18 protein-coding genes are annotated in these 16,904 nt (G+C 68.0%); 14 read left to right on the forward strand and 4 right to left on the reverse strand.

Translation table 11 applies throughout. The features are described from left to right. Position 1: 1 nt before the first annotated feature. Entirely contained in the window at positions 2 to 172 is a 171-nt protein-coding gene (locus GBG68_RS10825) for a rubredoxin (RefSeq protein WP_152147181.1), read from the reverse strand. Positions 173 to 255: 83 nt separating this feature from the next. Here GBG68_RS10825 and thiE point away from each other — a divergent pair, with 83 nt between their 5' ends. From thiE to GBG68_RS10840, 3 genes are all read left to right on the forward strand, one after another. Next, on the forward strand, positions 256 to 888 hold the full coding sequence (gene thiE / locus GBG68_RS10830; protein WP_152147183.1) for a thiamine phosphate synthase: 633 nt from the start codon (positions 256 to 258) through the stop codon (positions 886 to 888). A gap of 194 nt (positions 889 to 1,082) precedes the next feature. Next, complete coding sequence (hemL, locus tag GBG68_RS10835; protein ID WP_152147185.1) at positions 1,083 to 2,363, forward strand: glutamate-1-semialdehyde 2,1-aminomutase; 1,281 nt, start codon at positions 1,083 to 1,085, stop codon at positions 2,361 to 2,363. Between the two features lie 12 nt (positions 2,364 to 2,375). Continuing rightward, the gene (locus GBG68_RS10840; protein WP_152147187.1) at positions 2,376 to 3,641 is read left to right on the forward strand and encodes a DedA family protein; all 1,266 of its coding nucleotides are present in this window, start codon (positions 2,376 to 2,378) and stop codon (positions 3,639 to 3,641) included. Positions 3,642 to 3,729: 88 nt separating this feature from the next. Here GBG68_RS10840 and GBG68_RS10845 read toward each other — a convergent pair whose 3' ends face one another. The 3 genes from GBG68_RS10845 to GBG68_RS10855 form a co-directional block, all read right to left on the reverse strand. Then, positions 3,730 to 4,314, reverse strand: coding sequence for an LON peptidase substrate-binding domain-containing protein (locus GBG68_RS10845; RefSeq protein WP_152147189.1), 585 nt, complete (start codon positions 4,312 to 4,314; stop codon positions 3,730 to 3,732). Between the two features lie 214 nt (positions 4,315 to 4,528). Continuing rightward, on the reverse strand, positions 4,529 to 5,896 hold the full coding sequence (mpl, locus tag GBG68_RS10850) for a UDP-N-acetylmuramate:L-alanyl-gamma-D-glutamyl-meso-diaminopimelate ligase (protein ID WP_152147191.1): 1,368 nt from the start codon (positions 5,894 to 5,896) through the stop codon (positions 4,529 to 4,531). Between the two features lie 5 nt (positions 5,897 to 5,901). After that, on the reverse strand, positions 5,902 to 6,312 hold the full coding sequence (locus GBG68_RS10855) for a hypothetical protein (RefSeq protein ID WP_152147193.1): 411 nt from the start codon (positions 6,310 to 6,312) through the stop codon (positions 5,902 to 5,904). A 126-nt stretch (positions 6,313 to 6,438) separates the two neighbouring features. Here GBG68_RS10855 and GBG68_RS10860 point away from each other — a divergent pair, with 126 nt between their 5' ends. The 11 genes from GBG68_RS10860 (at position 6,439) to GBG68_RS10910 (ending at position 16,855) form a co-directional block, all read left to right on the forward strand. Further along, positions 6,439 to 7,656: an SAM-dependent methyltransferase gene (locus tag GBG68_RS10860; RefSeq protein WP_152147195.1), complete on the forward strand. Its 1,218-nt coding sequence runs from the start codon at positions 6,439 to 6,441 to the stop codon at positions 7,654 to 7,656. A 171-nt stretch (positions 7,657 to 7,827) separates the two neighbouring features. Continuing rightward, positions 7,828 to 9,093: a 6-phosphofructokinase gene (locus GBG68_RS10865; RefSeq protein WP_152147197.1), complete on the forward strand. Its 1,266-nt coding sequence runs from the start codon at positions 7,828 to 7,830 to the stop codon at positions 9,091 to 9,093. 106 nt (positions 9,094 to 9,199) lie between these two features. After that, the gene (gene ppa, locus GBG68_RS10870) at positions 9,200 to 9,748 is read left to right on the forward strand and encodes an inorganic diphosphatase (RefSeq protein ID WP_152147198.1); all 549 of its coding nucleotides are present in this window, start codon (positions 9,200 to 9,202) and stop codon (positions 9,746 to 9,748) included. 199 nt (positions 9,749 to 9,947) lie between these two features. After that, positions 9,948 to 10,274, forward strand: coding sequence for a hypothetical protein (locus tag GBG68_RS10875; protein WP_152147200.1), 327 nt, complete (start codon positions 9,948 to 9,950; stop codon positions 10,272 to 10,274). Continuing rightward, positions 10,274 to 11,149 carry a 50S ribosomal protein L11 methyltransferase gene (gene prmA, locus GBG68_RS10880; protein ID WP_152147203.1) on the forward strand — a complete coding sequence of 292 codons (876 nt, stop codon included), beginning with the start codon at positions 10,274 to 10,276 and terminating at the stop codon, positions 11,147 to 11,149. The genes GBG68_RS10875 and prmA overlap by 1 nt, the downstream gene beginning before the upstream one ends. 75 nt (positions 11,150 to 11,224) lie before the next feature. Next, a complete protein-coding gene (locus GBG68_RS10885) occupies positions 11,225 to 12,145 on the forward strand; it encodes a zinc-ribbon and DUF3426 domain-containing protein (protein ID WP_193222309.1) in 921 nt (306 codons plus the stop codon). Positions 12,146 to 12,326: 181 nt separating this feature from the next. Beyond that, a complete protein-coding gene (fis, locus tag GBG68_RS10890; RefSeq protein ID WP_152147207.1) occupies positions 12,327 to 12,617 on the forward strand; it encodes a DNA-binding transcriptional regulator Fis in 291 nt (96 codons plus the stop codon). A gap of 90 nt (positions 12,618 to 12,707) precedes the next feature. Then, the gene (gene purH / locus GBG68_RS10895; protein ID WP_152147209.1) at positions 12,708 to 14,288 is read left to right on the forward strand and encodes a bifunctional phosphoribosylaminoimidazolecarboxamide formyltransferase/IMP cyclohydrolase; all 1,581 of its coding nucleotides are present in this window, start codon (positions 12,708 to 12,710) and stop codon (positions 14,286 to 14,288) included. Positions 14,289 to 14,307: 19 nt separating this feature from the next. After that, a complete protein-coding gene (gene purD / locus GBG68_RS10900; protein WP_152147211.1) occupies positions 14,308 to 15,603 on the forward strand; it encodes a phosphoribosylamine--glycine ligase in 1,296 nt (431 codons plus the stop codon). Between the two features lie 59 nt (positions 15,604 to 15,662). Further along, entirely contained in the window at positions 15,663 to 16,223 is a 561-nt protein-coding gene (locus GBG68_RS10905) for a LemA family protein (RefSeq protein WP_152765717.1), read from the forward strand. A 110-nt stretch (positions 16,224 to 16,333) separates the two neighbouring features. Continuing rightward, the gene (locus tag GBG68_RS10910) at positions 16,334 to 16,855 is read left to right on the forward strand and encodes an acyloxyacyl hydrolase (protein ID WP_152147213.1); all 522 of its coding nucleotides are present in this window, start codon (positions 16,334 to 16,336) and stop codon (positions 16,853 to 16,855) included. Positions 16,856 to 16,904: the final 49 nt, after the last annotated feature.

A 16,904-nucleotide genomic window follows, 5' to 3' on the forward strand; every position in this document is an offset into this window, starting at 1 on the left:
GCTAGATCTCGATCATCTCGAAATCGTCCTTGCCCGCGCTGCACTCGGGGCAGGTCCAGGTGGGCGGCACGTCCTCCCAGCGGGTGCCGGGGGCGATGCCGTCCTCGGGCACACCGGCCTCCTCGTCGTAGATCCAGCCGCAGATCACACACATGTACTGCTTGTATTCCATAACGTTCGGGTCTTGTACCGCTGCCTGAAGGGGACGACACTTTACCCAGTCCCCTGTTCCCGTGAAAGCCCGAGTGTGCGCCCATGTCGACCAACCCCATCCGCGGTCTGTATGCCATCACCGACGCTGATTGCCAGCCCCCCGAGCGCTTGCTGGAGGCGGTGGCGGAGGTGCTGGATGCGGGGGCGCGTGTGCTGCAGTACCGCGACAAGAGCGGGAACAGCGCCTTGCGGGAGGAGCAGGCGGCGGGGCTGAGGGCGCTCAGCCGCGGCCGGGCGCTGTTTCTGGTCAATGACGATGTGGAGCTGGCGGCCCGAGTGGGAGCGGACGGCGTGCACCTGGGTGAGCAGGATGCGGCGCTGAGCGCCGCCCGCAAGCGTCTGGGGCCGAATGCCGTGATTGGCATCTCCTGCTATAACGATCTGCAGCGTGCTCGTGACGCCCAGGCCGCGGGGGCGGACTACGCCGCCTTCGGCGCCTTCTTCCCCTCGGGCACCAAGCCGCTGGCGCGCCGAGCCGAGCCGGCCTTGTTACGCGCCGCCCGCGCCGAGCTGCGCCTGCCCCTGGTGGCCATCGGCGGCATCACGCCGGAGAACGCCCCGGCACTGCTCGAGGCGGGCGCCGATGCCGTGGCTGTCATCCGGGGAATCTTCGCCCAGGCTCACCCCGGCGCGGCGGCAGCGGCTTATGTGCGGTGCTTCAGCGGGCGTTTTTAACCACAGAGACACAGCGCGCACGGAGCCTGGATCCATCCGGGCACTTGCAGCCTCTGTCGGCGTCCCTGTACTTCGCGCATCCGCTTTCTCGGTGCAACGCCGGGCCCTCTGTGTCGCTGTGGTGAATCCCCCGGCTCCACCATGGAACCAGCCTTGCTAGAATCCCCTATCCATTTCAAACACTGGAGCAGCACATGTCCCGGTCCCAGGAATTGTTCGAGCAGGCCCAGGCCCATATCGTCGGCGGGGTGAATTCACCGGTGCGCGCCTTCAACGGCGTGGGCGGCGATCCGCTTTTCATCGAGCGCGGTGAAGGTCCCTGGGTGTTCGATGTCGACGGTGCACGCTACATCGATTACGTCAACTCCTGGGGCCCTCTGGTGCTGGGCCATGCCCACCCCGAGGTGCTCTCGGCGGTACAGGAGGCCGCCGCCCGCGGGCTGAGCTTCGGCGCGCCCACCGAGGTGGAGATTCGCATGGCGGAGCAGGTCAAGGCGCTGATGCCCTCCATCGAGCTGCTGCGCATGGTCAACTCCGGCACCGAGGCGACCATGAGCGCCTTGCGTCTGGCCCGGGGTTACACCGGGCGCGACCGTATCGTGAAGTTCGAGGGCTGTTACCACGGCCACTCGGATTCCCTGCTGGTGAAGGCCGGCTCCGGGGCGCTGACCCTGGGCGTGCCCACCTCCCCCGGCGTGCCGGCGGCCATGGCCGAGCAGACCCTGACGCTGCCCTACAACGATGTGGCGGCGCTGGAGCAGGTGTTCGCCGACTACCCGGAGCAGATCGCCGCGGTGATCGTGGAGCCGGTGGCCGGCAACATGAACTGCGTGCCGGGGCAGGCGGCGTTTCTCGCCGCCCTGCGCGAGCAGTGCGACCGCCACGGCACGGTGCTGATCTTCGATGAGGTAATGAGCGGCTTCCGTGTCGCCCTGGGCGGCGCCCAGGCCCACTACGGCATCACGCCGGATCTGAGCTGCCTGGGCAAGGTGATCGGCGGCGGCATGCCGGTGGGCGCCTTTGGTGGCAAGCGCGAGATCATGGCGCAACTCGCCCCGCTGGGACCGGTCTACCAGGCGGGCACCCTGGCGGGTAACCCGGTGGCCATGGCCGCGGGGCTGCGTACTCTGGAGCTGCTGAGCGCGCCGGGGGTGTTCGAAGCCTTGAGCGCGCGCACCGCGCAACTGGCCGAAGGGCTGCGGGAGCGGGCCGCCGCCGCCGATGTGCCGGTGGTGGTCAACCAGCTGGGCAGCATGTTTGGTCTGTTTTTCACCGACCAGCCGGCGGTGACGAGCTTTGCCCAGGTCATGGCCTGTGACGCCGAGCGTTTCAAGCGCTTCTTCCATGCCATGCTGGATGAAGGGGTGTACCTGGCGCCCTCGGCGTTCGAGGCCGGCTTCGTCTCCACTGCCCACGATGAGGCGGCGCTCAGCCAGACCCTGGCGGCGGCGGAGCGGGCCTTCGGGCGGCTCTAGGAGGCGCCGGCCATGGACGGGCTGGAGCCGCTGCTGGAGTGGATACGTCAGCACCCGCACTGGGCGGGTTTCGCGCTTTTCCTGATCGCTCTGACCGAATCCCTGGCGGCGGTGGGCCTGTTCGTACCCGGTGCGGCGCTGATGTTCGGCGCGGGCACCTTGATCGCCGGCGGTCATATGAGCCTGGGCAGCAGCATTGCCTGGGCCATCGCCGGCGCGGTGCTGGGGGACAGCCTCAGTTACTGGCTGGGTAGCCACTATGGTGCAAGGCTTGCCGGACGCTGGCCATTCTCCCGATACCCGCGCCTGCTGGTCCGCAGCGAGCGTTTCTTCGAGCGCCATGGCGGCAAGAGCGTTCTGCTCGGCCGCTTCGTCGGCCCCATACGCCCGGTGATCCCGGCGGTGGCGGGGATGGCGGGGATGCCCCGGGGGCGTTTTCTGCTGGTGAATGTGCTCTCGGCGCTGGTCTGGGCGCCGGCCTATCTGCTGCCCGGTGCCGTGTTCGCGGCCTCTCTCTCCTTGGCGGCCGAAGTGGCCGCCCGGCTACTGGCGCTGCTGGCCGCCGCGGCGCTGGCCGGCTGGCTGGGAGTGTTGGCCTTCAGCGCGTTGCACAGCGGGCTGCGCCGCACCGCGCTGGCCCGCTATCTGGGCCAGCGGCGCGGTTTGTGGCTGGGCCTGGCGGCGGTGCTGATCTGCGTGCCCCTGCTGACCCTGGCGGCCTATACCTGGCAGCTGCGTCAGCCCCTGCCGCCCCGCCTGCTGACCCCGGCCGAGTGGGCCGGGCAGGTCTTGCCCTCATTGCCCGAAAGGCGGCTCGCCCTGGTCGATGAAAAAGACCGTTTCGCTTTCTACTGGGCGGCGGAGGAGCAGCGCCTGGCGGCGCGATTGGTGGCAGCCGGCTGGCTGCCGGGGCGCAAGTTCGACCTGCATGGCATGCTGCGCTGGCTCAGCCCGAACCCCCAGCCCGAGGTGTTGCCACCGCTGCCGCGCTGGCATCGAGCTCAGTTGCCCCGGCACGTGTTCGTGCGCCCGGTGGCCGGTATGGAGCACCAGCGGTGGGTGATGGAGCTGTGGCGCAGCCCGGTCCGAGTGGATGGTCTGGGGCCCGTGTGGCAGGGGCGGCTGGTGCGCGAGCATCTGCGCCCCGGTTGGCCCTTGAGCTGGCAGGAGGCTGATACCGTTGAGCCTTGGCCCTTGCTGGAGAACGTGAAAGGGCTGCGCCTAGGGGATGAGCAGCCGATTCCCCGCCTCTGGTTCGCGCCGCCGCCCTCTCTGTAGGCGCGGCGTGGGGCGATGATTCTCGCTAGCCACGGGCCTTGGAAAAGCATGCGCGGCCATAGGCCGCTCCGGCCTGGGGAGGGGGCTGTCAGGTGTCGTTGGTGGAGGGTACCCGTCCCTGAGTGAGGCTGGCCAGCAGCGCCACCGGGTCATCGAGCGCAAGCAGGGCTTGCTTGTCTTCCAGACGCAAGGGCAGGACTTCCGCCAGGCGGCAACCCACCCAGTAGGCATCGTTGAAACGGAGCGGCTCGGATTCCGGCAGGCAGCCGGATTGAGCAAGGATGCGCTCCAGCCGCGCCGCCAGCGCGCTGTACTCGTCCGGCAGGGCAAGCTCGGGCGCTTCCGGGAGCCATTCGATGTCCCCCATCTGCAGCTCCAGGGCGCCCACATGGACATCGTATATGCGAAAACGCCGCTCGCCGCGCACGGTGATGCCCAGCAGCCCATTGGGCGCGCGCTCCCAGTCGATGATGCGGGCGCTGGTGCCCAGGGCATAGGGCAGGGCGGCGGGGCCGACCTCCAGGCCGCGCTCGATCAGGCACACGCCGAAGGGGGCGTCGTTGCGCAGGCAATCGCGCACCAGGTCCAGATATCGGGGTTCGAACACCCGCAGGCGCAGCAGGCCGCCCGGGAAGAGCACGGTGTGCAAAGGGAAAAGCGGGAGTTGTTCCATGCCTGAACGGAATTCCTTGTTGTCACGGTGCCCGGCCTCCGGCCGTGCAGAGTCGCCGCGCGTAGCGTCGCTGGCCTTCTCCTAGATGGGGCGGGCGCGGGCCCGCTCCAAGGGCGCGTGCCTGCCTGTCCGCAGCTTGGCGCAGCGCCGGGCGGTCTGCAACTCGGTACAGGTCGGCGGTTCAGGCTCTGCCGGAGCGAAGGGTGAGCCGGGTTCAATGTCCGTCGCTGGCCAGGCCGTCCAGCAGCTTGCTGTGGATGCCGCCAAAGCCGCCGTTGCTCATCACCAGAATCTGATCGCCCGGGCGTGCCTCGGCCAGCACGGCGGCCACCAGTTCATCGATGCTCTCGGCGGAGCGGGCCCGCTCACTCAGCGGGGCGAGGGCCTCCTCCACCCGCCAGGCCAGGCCCGGACTCTGCAACACGAAGCTCAGATCCGCCCCGCGCAGCGCGGGGGCGAGCTGGTGTCGGTGCTTGCCCAGGCGCATGGTGTTGGAGCGGGGCTCGGTGACCGCCAGTATCCGTCCCTCGCCGGTTTGGGCGCGCAGTGCCTCCAGCGTTGCGGCGATGGCCGTGGGGTGGTGGGCGAAGTCGTCGATCACCCGTACGCCGCCCGCCTCGCCGCGCAGTTCCAGTCGGCGTTTGATGCCGCGGAAGTCCGCCAGCGCCTGGGCGGACTGCGCCAGTGGCACGCCCACGTGGCGCGCGGCGAGCATGGCCCCGAGGGCGTTGCGGGCATTGTGCTCGCCACCCAGCGCCCAGCGGGCGCTCTGGGGGGCTGCGTTCTCACCCAGCAGGGTGAATTCCCGCTGATCGGCACTCAGCCCCGCCAGCCGCCAGTCGTTGTCGGTGCCAGAGCCGAAGCGTTCCACCGGTGTCCAGCACCCCATGGCCAGCATCTCGGCCACCGCCGGCTGGTCGCCGTTGACGATCAGTCGGCCGCCGCCCGGCACGGTGCGCACCAGGTGATGGAACTGGCGCTGAATGGCGGCGAGGTCCGGGAAGATGTCCGCGTGGTCGAACTCCAGGTTGTTCACCAGCAGGGTGCGCGGGCCGAAGTGCACGAATTTGGAGCGTTTGTCGAAGAACGCGCTGTCGTATTCGTCGGCCTCGATGACGAAGAAATCGGTCTCGCCCAGCCGGGCGGAGAGGCCGAAGTTCGCCGGGACGCCACCGATGAGAAAGCCCGGCGCCAGCCCCGCGGCCTCCAGCAGCCAAGCGAGAACGCTGGCGGTGGTGGTCTTGCCGTGGGTGCCGCTGACCGCCAATACCCATTTATCGCGCAGGATGTTTTCGGCCAGCCACTGGGGGCCGGAGCGGTAGGGCAGACCGCGTTCCAGCACCGCCTCCACCGCCGGGTTGCCGCGGGAGAGTGCATTACCGATCACCACGCAGTCGGGGGCGGGTTCCAGTTGCCCGGGGTCGTAGCCTTGGTGAATCCGGATGCCGTGCGCGGCGAGCATATCGCTCATGGGCGGGTAGACGTTGACGTCGCTGCCGCTGACGGTGTGGCCCGCCTCGCGGGCCAGCAGCGCGATGCCGCCCATGAAGGTGCCGCAGATCCCGAGTATATGTATATGCATGGGGCTCACAGGAAGATCAGGCTGTTGATGAAGAAGTAGGCCAAGGCCACCGCCCAGGCCGCGGGGCGGTGAAAATCCAGGGCGTTGCGGAAGATGTGCGCGCTCACCGCCAGGTACCAGCCGAGGATCCCCAGCAGGATCCAGGCGCCGGCGCCCTGGGCCCCGGCGATATTCAGGGGCAGTGCGGCTATGCTCAGAATCAGATCGGCGCCGAACAGGGCGGTGGCCGTCTGCACGAAGCGCGGCAGGCGGTCACGCAGGTACAGGGCCAGCAGGACGAAGCCCAGTGCCAGACCGGTGCCCAGGGTGAGGATCAGCAGCGCGGCGCTCGCGTCCACGACGCCGCGCAGGGTGATGTAACCCACGAGCAGGTTCAGCGCCACGGTGCGCAGCAGCAAGGACCTTTCGGGGGGCATGTCCTGCGGCCCGAGGCGGAACAGGCACAAATGCAGAAAGGCTCGAAGCAACTGAACGGTATTCACGCGGCGATCGTCCGGTGCCTGAAAAGAGAGAGGAAGAGGGCATAGTAAAGGAGGAGCAGCATGGTAGTCGAAAAGCGCCTGGAAGAGGGCATGCGGGTCGGCAGTTTGCGGGTGCTTTGGCCAAATGGCCGTGCCCGAACCTTCGGGGAGGGCGCGCCACGGGCGGAGTGGGTGCTTCATCGCCCTGAAGCCTTGAAGCGCGTCGCCGCCGACCCACACTTCATGCTCGGCCAAACCTATATGGACGGCGATTGGAGCGCGGGGGAGGGGGGCTTGCCCGCCTTGCTGGAAGTACTGATGCGCAATCTGGGTCGGCCGCCGGGGCGCTCCGGCTGGCGCAAGGGGCTGAGCATGCTGTTGAAGCCCCTGCAGCAGTGGAACCGGGCCGCGGCATCCCGGCGCAATGTGTCGCACCACTACGATCTGGACGAATCACTGTTCCGGCGCTTTCTCGATGAAGACATGCAGTACTCCTGCGCCTATTTCGCCCGCCCCGAGATGAGCCTGGAGGCCGCGCAACGGGCCAAGGTGGAGCATATCCGCCGCAAGTTGCTGCTGGAGCCCGGTCAGCGGGTGCTGGACATCGGTTGCGGTTGGGGCGGCCTGGCCATTTACCTCGCCGAACAGGGCGGGGCGCGGGTGACGGGGCTGACGCTTTCGAAGGAGCAGGCCCGGGTAGCCCGGCAGCGGGTGCGGGAGCGGGGGCTGGAGGGGCAGGTGGAGATTCTGCTCGAAGACTACCGCGAGCACGATGCCCGCTACGACCGGGTGGTCAGCGTGGGCATGTTCGAGCACGTGGGCGTGCCCTATTACGACACCTACTTCAGCGCGGTGCGCGAGCGCTTGACCGAGGAGGGTATCGCCCTGATTCATACCATCGGCCGCAGCTCTCCGCCGGGTCTGACCAATGCCTGGATACGGCGCTATATCTTCCCGGGCGGTTACATCCCGGCCATGTCCGAAATGGCGGCCGCGGTAGAGCGCAGCGGGCTGGTGACCGCGGATGTGGAAGTGCTGCGTCTGCATTACGCGCGCACCCTGGCGCAATGGCTGGAGCGTTTCGGGCGGGTGCGGGAGCAGGTGGCCGCCGAGAAGGATGAGCGCTTTTGCCGGATGTGGGAGTTCTACCTGGCGGCCTGTGAAGCGAGTTTCCGCTTTGCGGATCTGGTGGTGTTCCATTTCCAGCTGAGTCGGGCGCTGGCGGCGGTGCCGGTGACGCGGGATTATCTGTACGAAGAGCCAGCGCCGGAGGCGGGGAGGGCGCGGGTGGCGGGGTAGCGGGTCGGGGGTGTCCTCGATGCCGCTGCGCGGCACCGTGGCGCCGTCGGGTCCTCGCGCCCTCGCGCCCGGCCAGAGGGCCCAGGGAATTGCGCCGTGCCTGCTTAGCGCCTCCGCGCGCTTTCCGTTATCCTTGCCGCGCCCCGGTAAACTCATATCTAAGGAGACCCCATGGCCGAGCCGAAGAATGCCTTCTACGCCCAATCCGGCGGTGTCACTGCCGTGATCAACGCTTCCGCCTGCGGGGTGCTGGAAACGGCACGGCGGCATCCGCGGCACATCGGCAAGGTCTACGCGGGGCGTAACGGCATCATCGGCGCGCTGCGTGAGGACCTGATCGACACCGGTCTGGAGAGCGAAGAGGCCATCGCCTCGCTGCGCTACACGCCCGCCGGCGCCTTCGGTTCCTGTCGCTACAAGCTGAAGGGGCTGGACGCCAACCGCACCGAATACGAGCGGCTGATCGAGGTCTTCGAGGCCCACAACATCGGCTACTTCTTCTACAACGGCGGCGGCGACTCCGCCGACACCTGCCTGAAGATCGCCCAGCTCGGCGAAACCATGGGGTATCCCATTCAGGCCATCCACGTGCCCAAGACCGTGGACAACGATCTGCCGGTCACCGATTGCTCACCGGGCTTCGGCTCGGTGGCCAAGTACGTGGCGGTGTCCACCCGGGAGGCCGGGCTGGACGTGGCCTCCATGTGCGAGACTTCCACCAAGGTGTTCGTGCTGGAGGTGATGGGGCGGCACGCGGGCTGGATCGCCGCGGCCGCGGGCCTGGCCTGCGAGCAGGCCGGTGATCCGCCGCACATCATTCTGCTGCCTGAAGTGCCCTTCGAGCAGCAGCGTTTCTTCGAGCGGGTGCGCGAGTGCGTCGGGCAGCACGGCTACTGCGTCGTGGTGGTTTCCGAGGGGCTGCGCAACCCGGACGGCTGCTTCGTCTCCGAGGTGGGCGGGCTGGATGCCTTCGGTCATCACCAGCTGGGCGGCGTCGCACCGGCCATCGCCCAGATGATCAAGGCCGAGCTGGGCTACAAGTTCCACTACGCCGTGGCCGACTATCTGCAGCGTGCCGCCCGGCACATCGCCTCCGCCACCGACGTGGAGCAGGCCTATGCGGTGGGCAAGGCGGCGGTGGAGATGGCGCTGGAGGGGCGCAGCGGCATCATGCCCACCATCGAACGGTTGTCCGATGAGCCCTACCGCTGGGGTGTGGGTGTCGCCGATCTGGCCGAGGTGGCGAATGTGGAGAAGAAAATGCCCGCCGAGTTCATCAGCGAGGACGGTTTCCACATCACCGAGGCTGCCCGGCGCTACTTCCTGCCGCTGATCCAGGGAGAGGACTACCCCCCTTATCGCGATGGCCTGCCCGCCTACGGCCGGCTGCGTTGCGTGCCGGTGGAGAAGAAGCTGCCGGACTTCGAGCTGCGCTGATCAGTGTCTCCTTGAGGGACGAATTACTTTATAATCCGAACGCTTGCGCTCGCCACCCTGGCCGGGCGCGGTTGTTTTCCAATAAGCCAAGCATGCAGAGGTGACCATGAGCCTGGACCGCGTAACGCCCGGGAAGTCCGTTCCCGACGACATCAACGTCATCATCGAGATCCCGACCCGCGGCGAGCCGGTCAAGTACGAAGTGGACAAGGACACCGGCGCGATGAGCGTGGACCGCTTCATGTCCACGGCCATGCACTACCCCTGCAACTACGGCTACGTGCCCCACACCCTGTGCGGCGACGGCGATCCGGCCGACGTGCTGGTGCTCACCCCGGTGCCGGTGGTTACCGGTTCCGTGATCCGCTGCCGCCCCATCGGTGTGCTGGAAATGACGGATGAATCCGGTAGTGATGCCAAGATCCTGGCCGTGCCGGTAGACAAGCTCACCCCCATGTACAAGGATGTGAGGGAAGCAAGCGATGTGCCGCAGGTGGTGCTGGACAGCATTTCCCACTTCTTCGAGCACTACAAGGATCTGGAGCCTGGCAAATGGGTGAAGGTCGAGGGCTGGAAGGACGCGGAAGCGGCCCGCAAGGAAATTCTGGACGCGGTTGAGCGTTACAACAGCACCGCCGAGAAGCCGAATTTCTGAGCCCGATCGGGGCCCGGAAGGAAGGCCTGTCACGGTGTTCGTGACAGGCCTTTGACACCCGGCGCAAGCTGCCTATAATCCCCGGCACCTTGCGCCGCAGCAATCAGGCCGACACGGGATGTGTCAGGCTCTCTGCGACGAGTCTCGTACGGGTCGTCCGGGTAGGGTAGCCAGGGCACCCCAGTAGAGGTGGCGAGCGATGGCACGGCTGATGACTGTGCAGCAGCTGGCACGAGAGAACCGGGCCTATGCCGGCAGCGGTGGAGTGAGCCGGAACAACCGTGGATACGGTTTCCGGCCGGCCTTCATCGATACCGACACCGGCATTATCTATCTTTCCTGCAACTGCGAAGGTTCCCCCGCGCCCTTTCATTGCCTGGACGGGCTGCCGGAGGAGTTGGTGCTGGAGCGCAATGCCCAGGGCCAGGTCACCGCGGCCAAGCCCAGTGTGGTGGCCGGCTTCGAGCGCGACGGTCGCTTCTACAGCCGCGAGCAGGCGGCCCGGTCCCTGGCCAGCCAGGACTGATGCCTTTTCTGCAATGTGCCCTGGATCTTGAGGCCGCATCCGCCGAAGCGGTGGAGGCGGCCTGGCAAGAGCTGGGCGCCCTTTCCCTGACCCTCGCCGACCCGGGCGGCGACCCGGTGCTCGAGCCGGCCGTGGGCAGCACCCCCCTGTGGCAGCAACTGCGCCTGATCGGCCTGTTCGAGGCTGACCAGGACCCGTATGCCGTGTATCGCGCCGCAAAGCAGGCTCTGGGGCGTGAGCCGTCCGGCTGGAGCGAGGAGCAGCTGGAGGACCAGCCTTGGGAGCGAGCCTGGATGGACAGCTTTCACCCCATGCGCTTCGGGAAGCGGCTCTGGGTGGTACCCACCACCGTCGAGCCCCCGGAACCCGCGTCGGTGAACCTGCGCCTGGACCCGGGGCTCGCCTTCGGCACCGGCACCCACCCCACCACCGCCCTGTGCCTTGAGTGGCTGGACGGTCAGGAGCTCGGCGAGCAGGACGTGATCGATTACGGCTGCGGCTCCGGCATACTCGCCGTGGCCGCCCTGCTGCTGGGCGCGCGTCGCTGCCTCGGCGTGGACAACGACCCCCAGGCCCTGATCGCCAGTCGGGAGAACGCCCAGCGCAACGGCGTCGCGGGGGCGCTGGAACTGGCGCTCCCCGATGGGGCGCCGCCGCGCCAGGCGGATGTCGTGCTGGCCAATATCCTCGCCAATATCCTCATCGAGCTTGCCCCCGTCCTTGCCGGGCGCTGCCGCGCCGGCGGGCGCATCGCCCTGTCCGGCATCCTGCGTGAGCAGGCCGAGGAGGTGGCCCGCGCCTTCGCACCCTGGTTCGAGCTGCAGCCCCCGGTGGCCCGGGAGGAGTGGGTGCTGATCAGCGGCCGGCGGCTATAGCCCGGCTTTACAGCCGGGTCGCGCCCCCCGACAATGCCTGCAGAACAAGACCGAGATACGGGCCGAGCCACCACCATGTACACCCAGTGCCCCAGCTGCGCCAGTATTTTCCGCCTGGCTCCCGCGCATCTGCGCGAGGCCGGCGGGCAGGTGCGTTGCGGGCTGTGCAATGAACCCTTCGATGCGCTGGAAGCTCTCAACGCGGAGTTGCCCGGGCAGGCCGCGGCGGCCCGGTCGACCGCCGGCAGCGGCTCGCCGACCCGCGAGGCGGCCGCCCCTGGGGTGGGGCAGCGGGCCGGGACGGCGCTAGAGGGATCGGCCTCCGTGCCCGGCGGCGCGCCACCCGAGCGCCCCCACGAGCCGGAGGCGCGGGCCGCATCCCCCGTGCCCCTGGTTGGCGCCGCAGCTCCTGCCGAGCCTGCCAGGGCTGCACGGCCCGATATCCGGGACACCACCCATGCCGGTCTGGAGCTTCCGGCGTACGACCCCGAGGACGAGCTGGAAATGCCCGCACCCCGGCGCCGTCGCAGGCCGTTGCTGTGGGGGCTGGCGGGTTTGGTCGCGGTTCTTGCCCTGCTGGTGCAGGGCGCCTATTTGGGGCGCGCCGAGCTGATCCAGTACCCGCAGTTGCGGCCCGCCCTGCAGGCCCTGTGCGCAGTGACCGGCTGTGAGCTGCCCCTGCCCCGGGAGCCGGGTAGAATCGAGGTGGTGCAGAGTGAGGTCAGCGTGCACCCCAGCATCGCCGGCTTGCTCCAGGTGCGCGCTGTCCTGCGTAACCCCATGGAGTATCCTGTGGCGCACCCCTTGCTGCGGCTGCGTTTTACCGATCTGAGTGGTGAGGAGATCGCGCAGCACAGCTTCCGCCCCGCCCAGTATCTGACCCGCCGCGCGCAGGCGAGGGGGCAGGGTCTGATGCCGGGTGAAACCCTGGTGCTGGAGCTGGAGGCGTCCGACCCGGGGGAGCGCGCCGCGGCCTTTGAACTGCGCCTTGAATAGCATTGCGCTCACCCCATTCAAGGCGGGTGCGGCGCAGGTTTTTTCCGCGATACAGGGGCGCGTCTCGCCGCCTTTGTGAGTGAGCGGCTTTAACCCGAGGCGCCCAGGGTTTATGATTCTGCGCCCCGGATGCGTACTAACCCCCGCGCCGCCGGACATTCCGCAGCCCGTGACAATAGCTATGAATAATGCGACCACCAGGAAGACCGTGGAAGCGCTGGAGGCCGAGCAGGCCTGCGGCGTAGGGCCCATCCGCGCCTGCGTGGCGGATGCGCTGGAAGCCTATTTTCGCTGGCTCGACGGCCATGAATGCAGCGGGCTGTACCGCATGGTGCTCGAGGAAGTGGAGCCGCCCCTGCTGGAAGCCGTGCTGCGCCACTGCGGCGGCAACCAGACCCGCGCCGCCGCTCTGCTGGGCATCAACCGCGGCACGCTGCGCAAGAAGCTGCAGCAGTACGGCCTGGAAGGCTGAGCCCCGGTTCCGAACCCGCCTCCTCGCGGCCCCTGCTCGGTGATATAATCGCGGCCCTTTCCCGCAGTCATACCGAGAGGATTCCGCCCCATGTCCGACGCCACCGACTTGCGTCCCGTTCGCCGCGCACTGATCAGTGTCTCCGACAAGACCGGTGTGGTGGAGTTCGGCCGGGCCCTGGCCGCGCGCGGCGTGGACCTGCTCTCCACCGGCGGCACCGCGAAGCTGCTCGCCGGTGAGGGCCTGAATGTCACCGAGGTGTCGGATCACACGGGTTTCCCCGAGATGATGGCCGGCCGGGTGAAGACCCTGCATCCGAAGATCCACGGCGGCCTGCTGGGCCGGCGGGGCGTGGATGACGCCGTGATGGCCGAGCACGGCATCGCGCCCATCGACCTGTTGGTGGTCAACCTCTACCCCTTCCAGCAGACCGTGGCCCGCCCCGGCTGCAGCCTGGAAGACGCCATCGAGAACATCGATATCGGCGGCCCGGCCATGGTGCGCGCCGCGGCCAAGAATCATGATGGGGTGGCGGTGGTCACTGACGCCGGGGATTACGCCGCGGTGCTGGAAGAGTTGGAAGCCGAGGGTGGGCTGCGCCGCAAGACCCGCTTCCGCCTGGCGGTGAAGGCCTACGAGCATACCGCCGCCTATGACGGCGCCATCGCCAATTACCTGGGCCGACTCACCGGTGATGAGGGCGAGACGACCTTCGCGGATACCTTCAACCTGCAACTGGTGAAGCAGGCGGACATGCGCTACGGCGAGAACCCCCACCAGCGGGCCGCCTTCTACGTAGAGCGTGACGCCGCCGAGGCCAGCGTCGCCAGCGCCCGCCAGTTCCAGGGCAAGGCCCTGTCTTTCAATAACGTGGCCGACACCGATGCCGCGCTGGAATGCGTCAAGGCCTTCGAGCAGCCGGCCTGCGTTATCGTCAAGCATGCCAACCCCTGCGGCGTGGCCGTGGCCGAGGACATTCTCGCCGCCTACGACCGGGCCTACGCCACCGACCCCACCTCCGCCTTCGGCGGCATCATTGCCTTCAACCGCCCGCTGGATGCGCACACTGCGCGCACCATCATCGAGCGCCAGTTCGTGGAGGTGATCATCGCCCCCGAGGTGGAGCCGGAGGCGCTGGAAGTCACTGCCGCCAAGCAGAATGTACGGGTGCTTGCCTGTGGCCAGTGGGGCGCGGATGCGGCGCCCCGCTGGGAGTACAAACGCGTCAACGGCGGCCTGCTGGTACAGGATGCCGACCTGCCGCTGCTAGATGAGCAGGCCCTGCGGGTGGTCAGCCAGGCGCAGCCCGATGAGGGGCAGATGCGCGATCTGCATTTCGTCTGGCGGGTGGCCAAGTACGTCAAATCCAACGCTATCGTCTACGGCCGCGACGGCCAGACGCTAGGGATAGGCGCGGGGCAGATGAGCCGCGTGGACAGCGCCCGCATCGGCGTGCGCAAGGCCGCGGATGCCGGCGTACCGTTGATGGGCGCCGCGCTCGCCTCCGATGCCTTCTTCCCTTTCCGCGACGGCATCGACCAGGCCGCGGAAGCGGGTGTGAAGGCCATTATCCAGCCGGGCGGTTCCATGCGCGATCAGGAAGTGATCGACGCCGCCAACGAGCATGGCATCGCCATGGTGTTCACCGGCATGCGCCATTTCCGCCACTGATAACCGGAGCAGTTGCAGCATGAAAGTCTTGATCATCGGCGGTGGCGGGCGTGAGCACGCGCTGGCCTGGAAAGCCGCGCAGTCGGCGGACGTGGAGCAGGTCTATGTGGCGCCGGGCAACGCCGGCACCGCCCGGGAGCCGGGGGTGAGCAATATCGCCATCGCCGCCGACGACGTGGAGGCGCTGCGGGATTTCGCCCGTGAGCAGCGCATCGATCTGACCATCGTCGGCCCCGAGGCGCCGCTGGTCGCGGGTGTGGTGGACCGCTTCCGCGAAGCGGGCCTGCGCTGCTTCGGCCCCAGCGCCGCCGCCGCCGAACTGGAAGGTTCCAAGGTCTATGCCAAGGACTTCCTGCAGCGTCACCGCATTCCCACGGCCGCTTACCGTACCTTCACCGAGATCGACGCCGCGCGGGCCTACATCCGCGAGCAGGGCGCGCCCATCGTGGTGAAGGCCGACGGCCTGGCCGCCGGCAAGGGCGTGACCGTGGCGAGCAGCGTGGAGGAAGCCATCGCCGCCGCCGAGGACATGCTCTCCGGCAACGCCTTCGGCGAGGCCGGTTGCCGGGTGGTGGTGGAGGAGTTCCTCAGCGGCGAGGAAGTGAGCTTCATCTGTCTGGTGGATGGTGACGACATCCTGCCGCTGGCAAGCTCTCAGGATCACAAGGCCCGGGATGACGGCGACCGCGGCCCCAACACCGGCGGCATGGGTGCCTACTCCCCCGCGCCGCTGGTGGACGAGGCCCTGCACGCGCGCATCATGGACGAGGTGATGCGCCCCACGGTGCGCGGCCTGGCCGCCGATGGCCGACGCTACACGGGCTTTCTGTACGCCGGGCTGATGATCGATGCCCAGGGCGGCATCAAGGTGCTGGAGTTCAACTGCCGCATGGGTGACCCGGAAACCCAGCCCATACTGCTGCGTCTGCGCTCCGATCTGGTGGCGCTATGTGGCGCCGCGGTGGACGGGCGGCTCGGCACGATGCAGGCCGAATGGGATCCGCGCCCCAGCCTCGGGGTGGTGATGGCCGCCGGTGGTTACCCCGCCGGCTATCAGAAAGGTTTGCCCATCAGCGGTCTGCCCGAGCAGGAGTTGGCCGATCGCAAGGTCTTCCACGCCGGCACCCGCCTGGACGAAGACGGTCGCGTGCTCACCAGCGGGGGCCGGGTGCTTTGCGTTTGCGCCTTGGGCGAGAGTGTCGCCGAGGCGCAGCAGGCGGCGTACGCGCTGGTGGACACCATCGGCTGGGATGGCGCTTTCTGCCGCCGGGACATCGGTTACCGGGCGGTGGCGCGGGAGCGTGGCGAGCGCTAGGATCGGGATAACCGCCCCTGCAGGGCGATAGGCTCGAACAACACCAAAAAGGATCGCCCATGATCGCCCTCATCGTCTTTCTGGTACTGCTGCTCGGTCTGATCGGCTGGCTGGTGCTGGCCTACAACCGCCTGGTGGCGCTGCGCAACCACGTGCGCAATGCCTGGCGTCAGATCGATGTGCAGCTCAAGCGACGCCACGACCTGATCCCCAACCTGGTGGAGTCGGTGAAGGACTACATGCGCCATGAGCAGGACACCCTGCGCTCGGTGGTGGAGGCCCGCTCCCGGGCGGTGGATACGGAAGGCCAGGGGCCGGAGCGTGCTCAGGCGGCGGAATCCCTGCTCAGCGGGGCGCTGGGCAAGCTCTTCGCGCTGATGGAGAACTACCCGGATCTGAAGGCCGACCAGAGCGTGGCGCAGCTGATGGATGAGCTGAGCGGCACGGAGAACCAGATCGGCTACGCCCGGCAGGCTTACAACGATTCGGTGATGACGCTGAACAATGCCGTGGAGAGCGTGCCGTCCAATATCGTCGCGGGCCTGTTCGGTTTCCGTCAGGCCGACTACTTCGAGGTGGGTGCCGAGGCGCGGGTGGTGCCGCGGGTCAGCCTGCGCTGATGCGGCGCGTCTCAGTGTTAACCAATTCAAGTATTGTCGGTCGAATTGCCCTTATGGTAGCTGTCTGATCGAACGCGCGCTGGCGCGACGGCAACACGTGGAGTTGGGTGATGAGCAAGGGCAGGTGGGTGGCATCGGTCGTCACGGCGCTGATGCTGGGAGCATCCGGGGCGAGCGCGTCCGAGTGGCAGGCGGGCCTGCGCTGGGCGGGGGCGCTCAACAATGATGCCTTCCAGCGCACCGAGCTGGCGGGCCAGCGGGAACTGCCCTCGCTGGGCTGGCGCTGGGAAGACTGGCGCCTGCGCACCGATCTGAGCCTCTCCCTGGGGCGCCTGGAGGCGAAAGGCGAGCACGCCTCGCTGGTCTCGCTGGGGCCGTCGTTCACCGTCCGGCAGGTGGATGCCCCCTGGGCCTTCAGTTTCAGCGTCAGCCCGACACTGATCAGCGAACACGAATTCCCTCACATGGATCTGGGCGGCAGCCTGCAGTTCACCCTGGAGGCGGGTCTGGATTACCGGCTCGGCCCGCGGCTGGGGGTGGGGTACCGCGTGCAGCACATGTCCAATGCCTACCGCTACGAGGCCAACCCCGGGGTGGATCTGCACATGATCCGCCTGGACTGGCGTTTCTAGGCAGGCCCCTGTAATAGCGGTCCGTGATCGGGGTGCCTTCTCGGTGACG

Origin of the sequence: Alkalilimnicola sp. S0819 (assembly GCF_009295635.1) — a bacterium.
In the GTDB taxonomy this organism is placed as follows: Bacteria; Pseudomonadota; Gammaproteobacteria; order Nitrococcales; family WHIW01; genus S0819.

Bases quoted from the DNA above. Each gene is read 5' to 3' on its own strand.
- GBG68_RS10825 (WP_152147181.1), bottom strand. From the start codon at position 172: ATGGAATACAAGCAGTACATGTGTGTGATCTGCGGCTGGATCTACGAC.
- thiE (WP_152147183.1), top strand. From the start codon at position 256: ATGTCGACCAACCCCATCCGCGGTCTGTATGCCATCACCGACGCTGAT.
- hemL (WP_152147185.1), top strand. From the start codon at position 1,083: ATGTCCCGGTCCCAGGAATTGTTCGAGCAGGCCCAGGCCCATATCGTC.
- GBG68_RS10840 (WP_152147187.1), top strand. From the start codon at position 2,376: ATGGACGGGCTGGAGCCGCTGCTGGAGTGGATACGTCAGCACCCGCAC.
- GBG68_RS10845 (WP_152147189.1), bottom strand. From the start codon at position 4,314: ATGGAACAACTCCCGCTTTTCCCTTTGCACACCGTGCTCTTCCCGGGC.
- mpl (WP_152147191.1), bottom strand. From the start codon at position 5,896: ATGCATATACATATACTCGGGATCTGCGGCACCTTCATGGGCGGCATC.
- GBG68_RS10855 (WP_152147193.1), bottom strand. From the start codon at position 6,312: ATGCCCCCCGAAAGGTCCTTGCTGCTGCGCACCGTGGCGCTGAACCTG.
- GBG68_RS10860 (WP_152147195.1), top strand. From the start codon at position 6,439: ATGGTAGTCGAAAAGCGCCTGGAAGAGGGCATGCGGGTCGGCAGTTTG.
- GBG68_RS10865 (WP_152147197.1), top strand. From the start codon at position 7,828: ATGGCCGAGCCGAAGAATGCCTTCTACGCCCAATCCGGCGGTGTCACT.
- ppa (WP_152147198.1), top strand. From the start codon at position 9,200: ATGAGCCTGGACCGCGTAACGCCCGGGAAGTCCGTTCCCGACGACATC.
- GBG68_RS10875 (WP_152147200.1), top strand. From the start codon at position 9,948: ATGGCACGGCTGATGACTGTGCAGCAGCTGGCACGAGAGAACCGGGCC.
- prmA (WP_152147203.1), top strand. From the start codon at position 10,274: ATGCCTTTTCTGCAATGTGCCCTGGATCTTGAGGCCGCATCCGCCGAA.
- GBG68_RS10885 (WP_193222309.1), top strand. From the start codon at position 11,225: ATGTACACCCAGTGCCCCAGCTGCGCCAGTATTTTCCGCCTGGCTCCC.
- fis (WP_152147207.1), top strand. From the start codon at position 12,327: ATGAATAATGCGACCACCAGGAAGACCGTGGAAGCGCTGGAGGCCGAG.
- purH (WP_152147209.1), top strand. From the start codon at position 12,708: ATGTCCGACGCCACCGACTTGCGTCCCGTTCGCCGCGCACTGATCAGT.
- purD (WP_152147211.1), top strand. From the start codon at position 14,308: ATGAAAGTCTTGATCATCGGCGGTGGCGGGCGTGAGCACGCGCTGGCC.
- GBG68_RS10905 (WP_152765717.1), top strand. From the start codon at position 15,663: ATGATCGCCCTCATCGTCTTTCTGGTACTGCTGCTCGGTCTGATCGGC.
- GBG68_RS10910 (WP_152147213.1), top strand. From the start codon at position 16,334: ATGAGCAAGGGCAGGTGGGTGGCATCGGTCGTCACGGCGCTGATGCTG.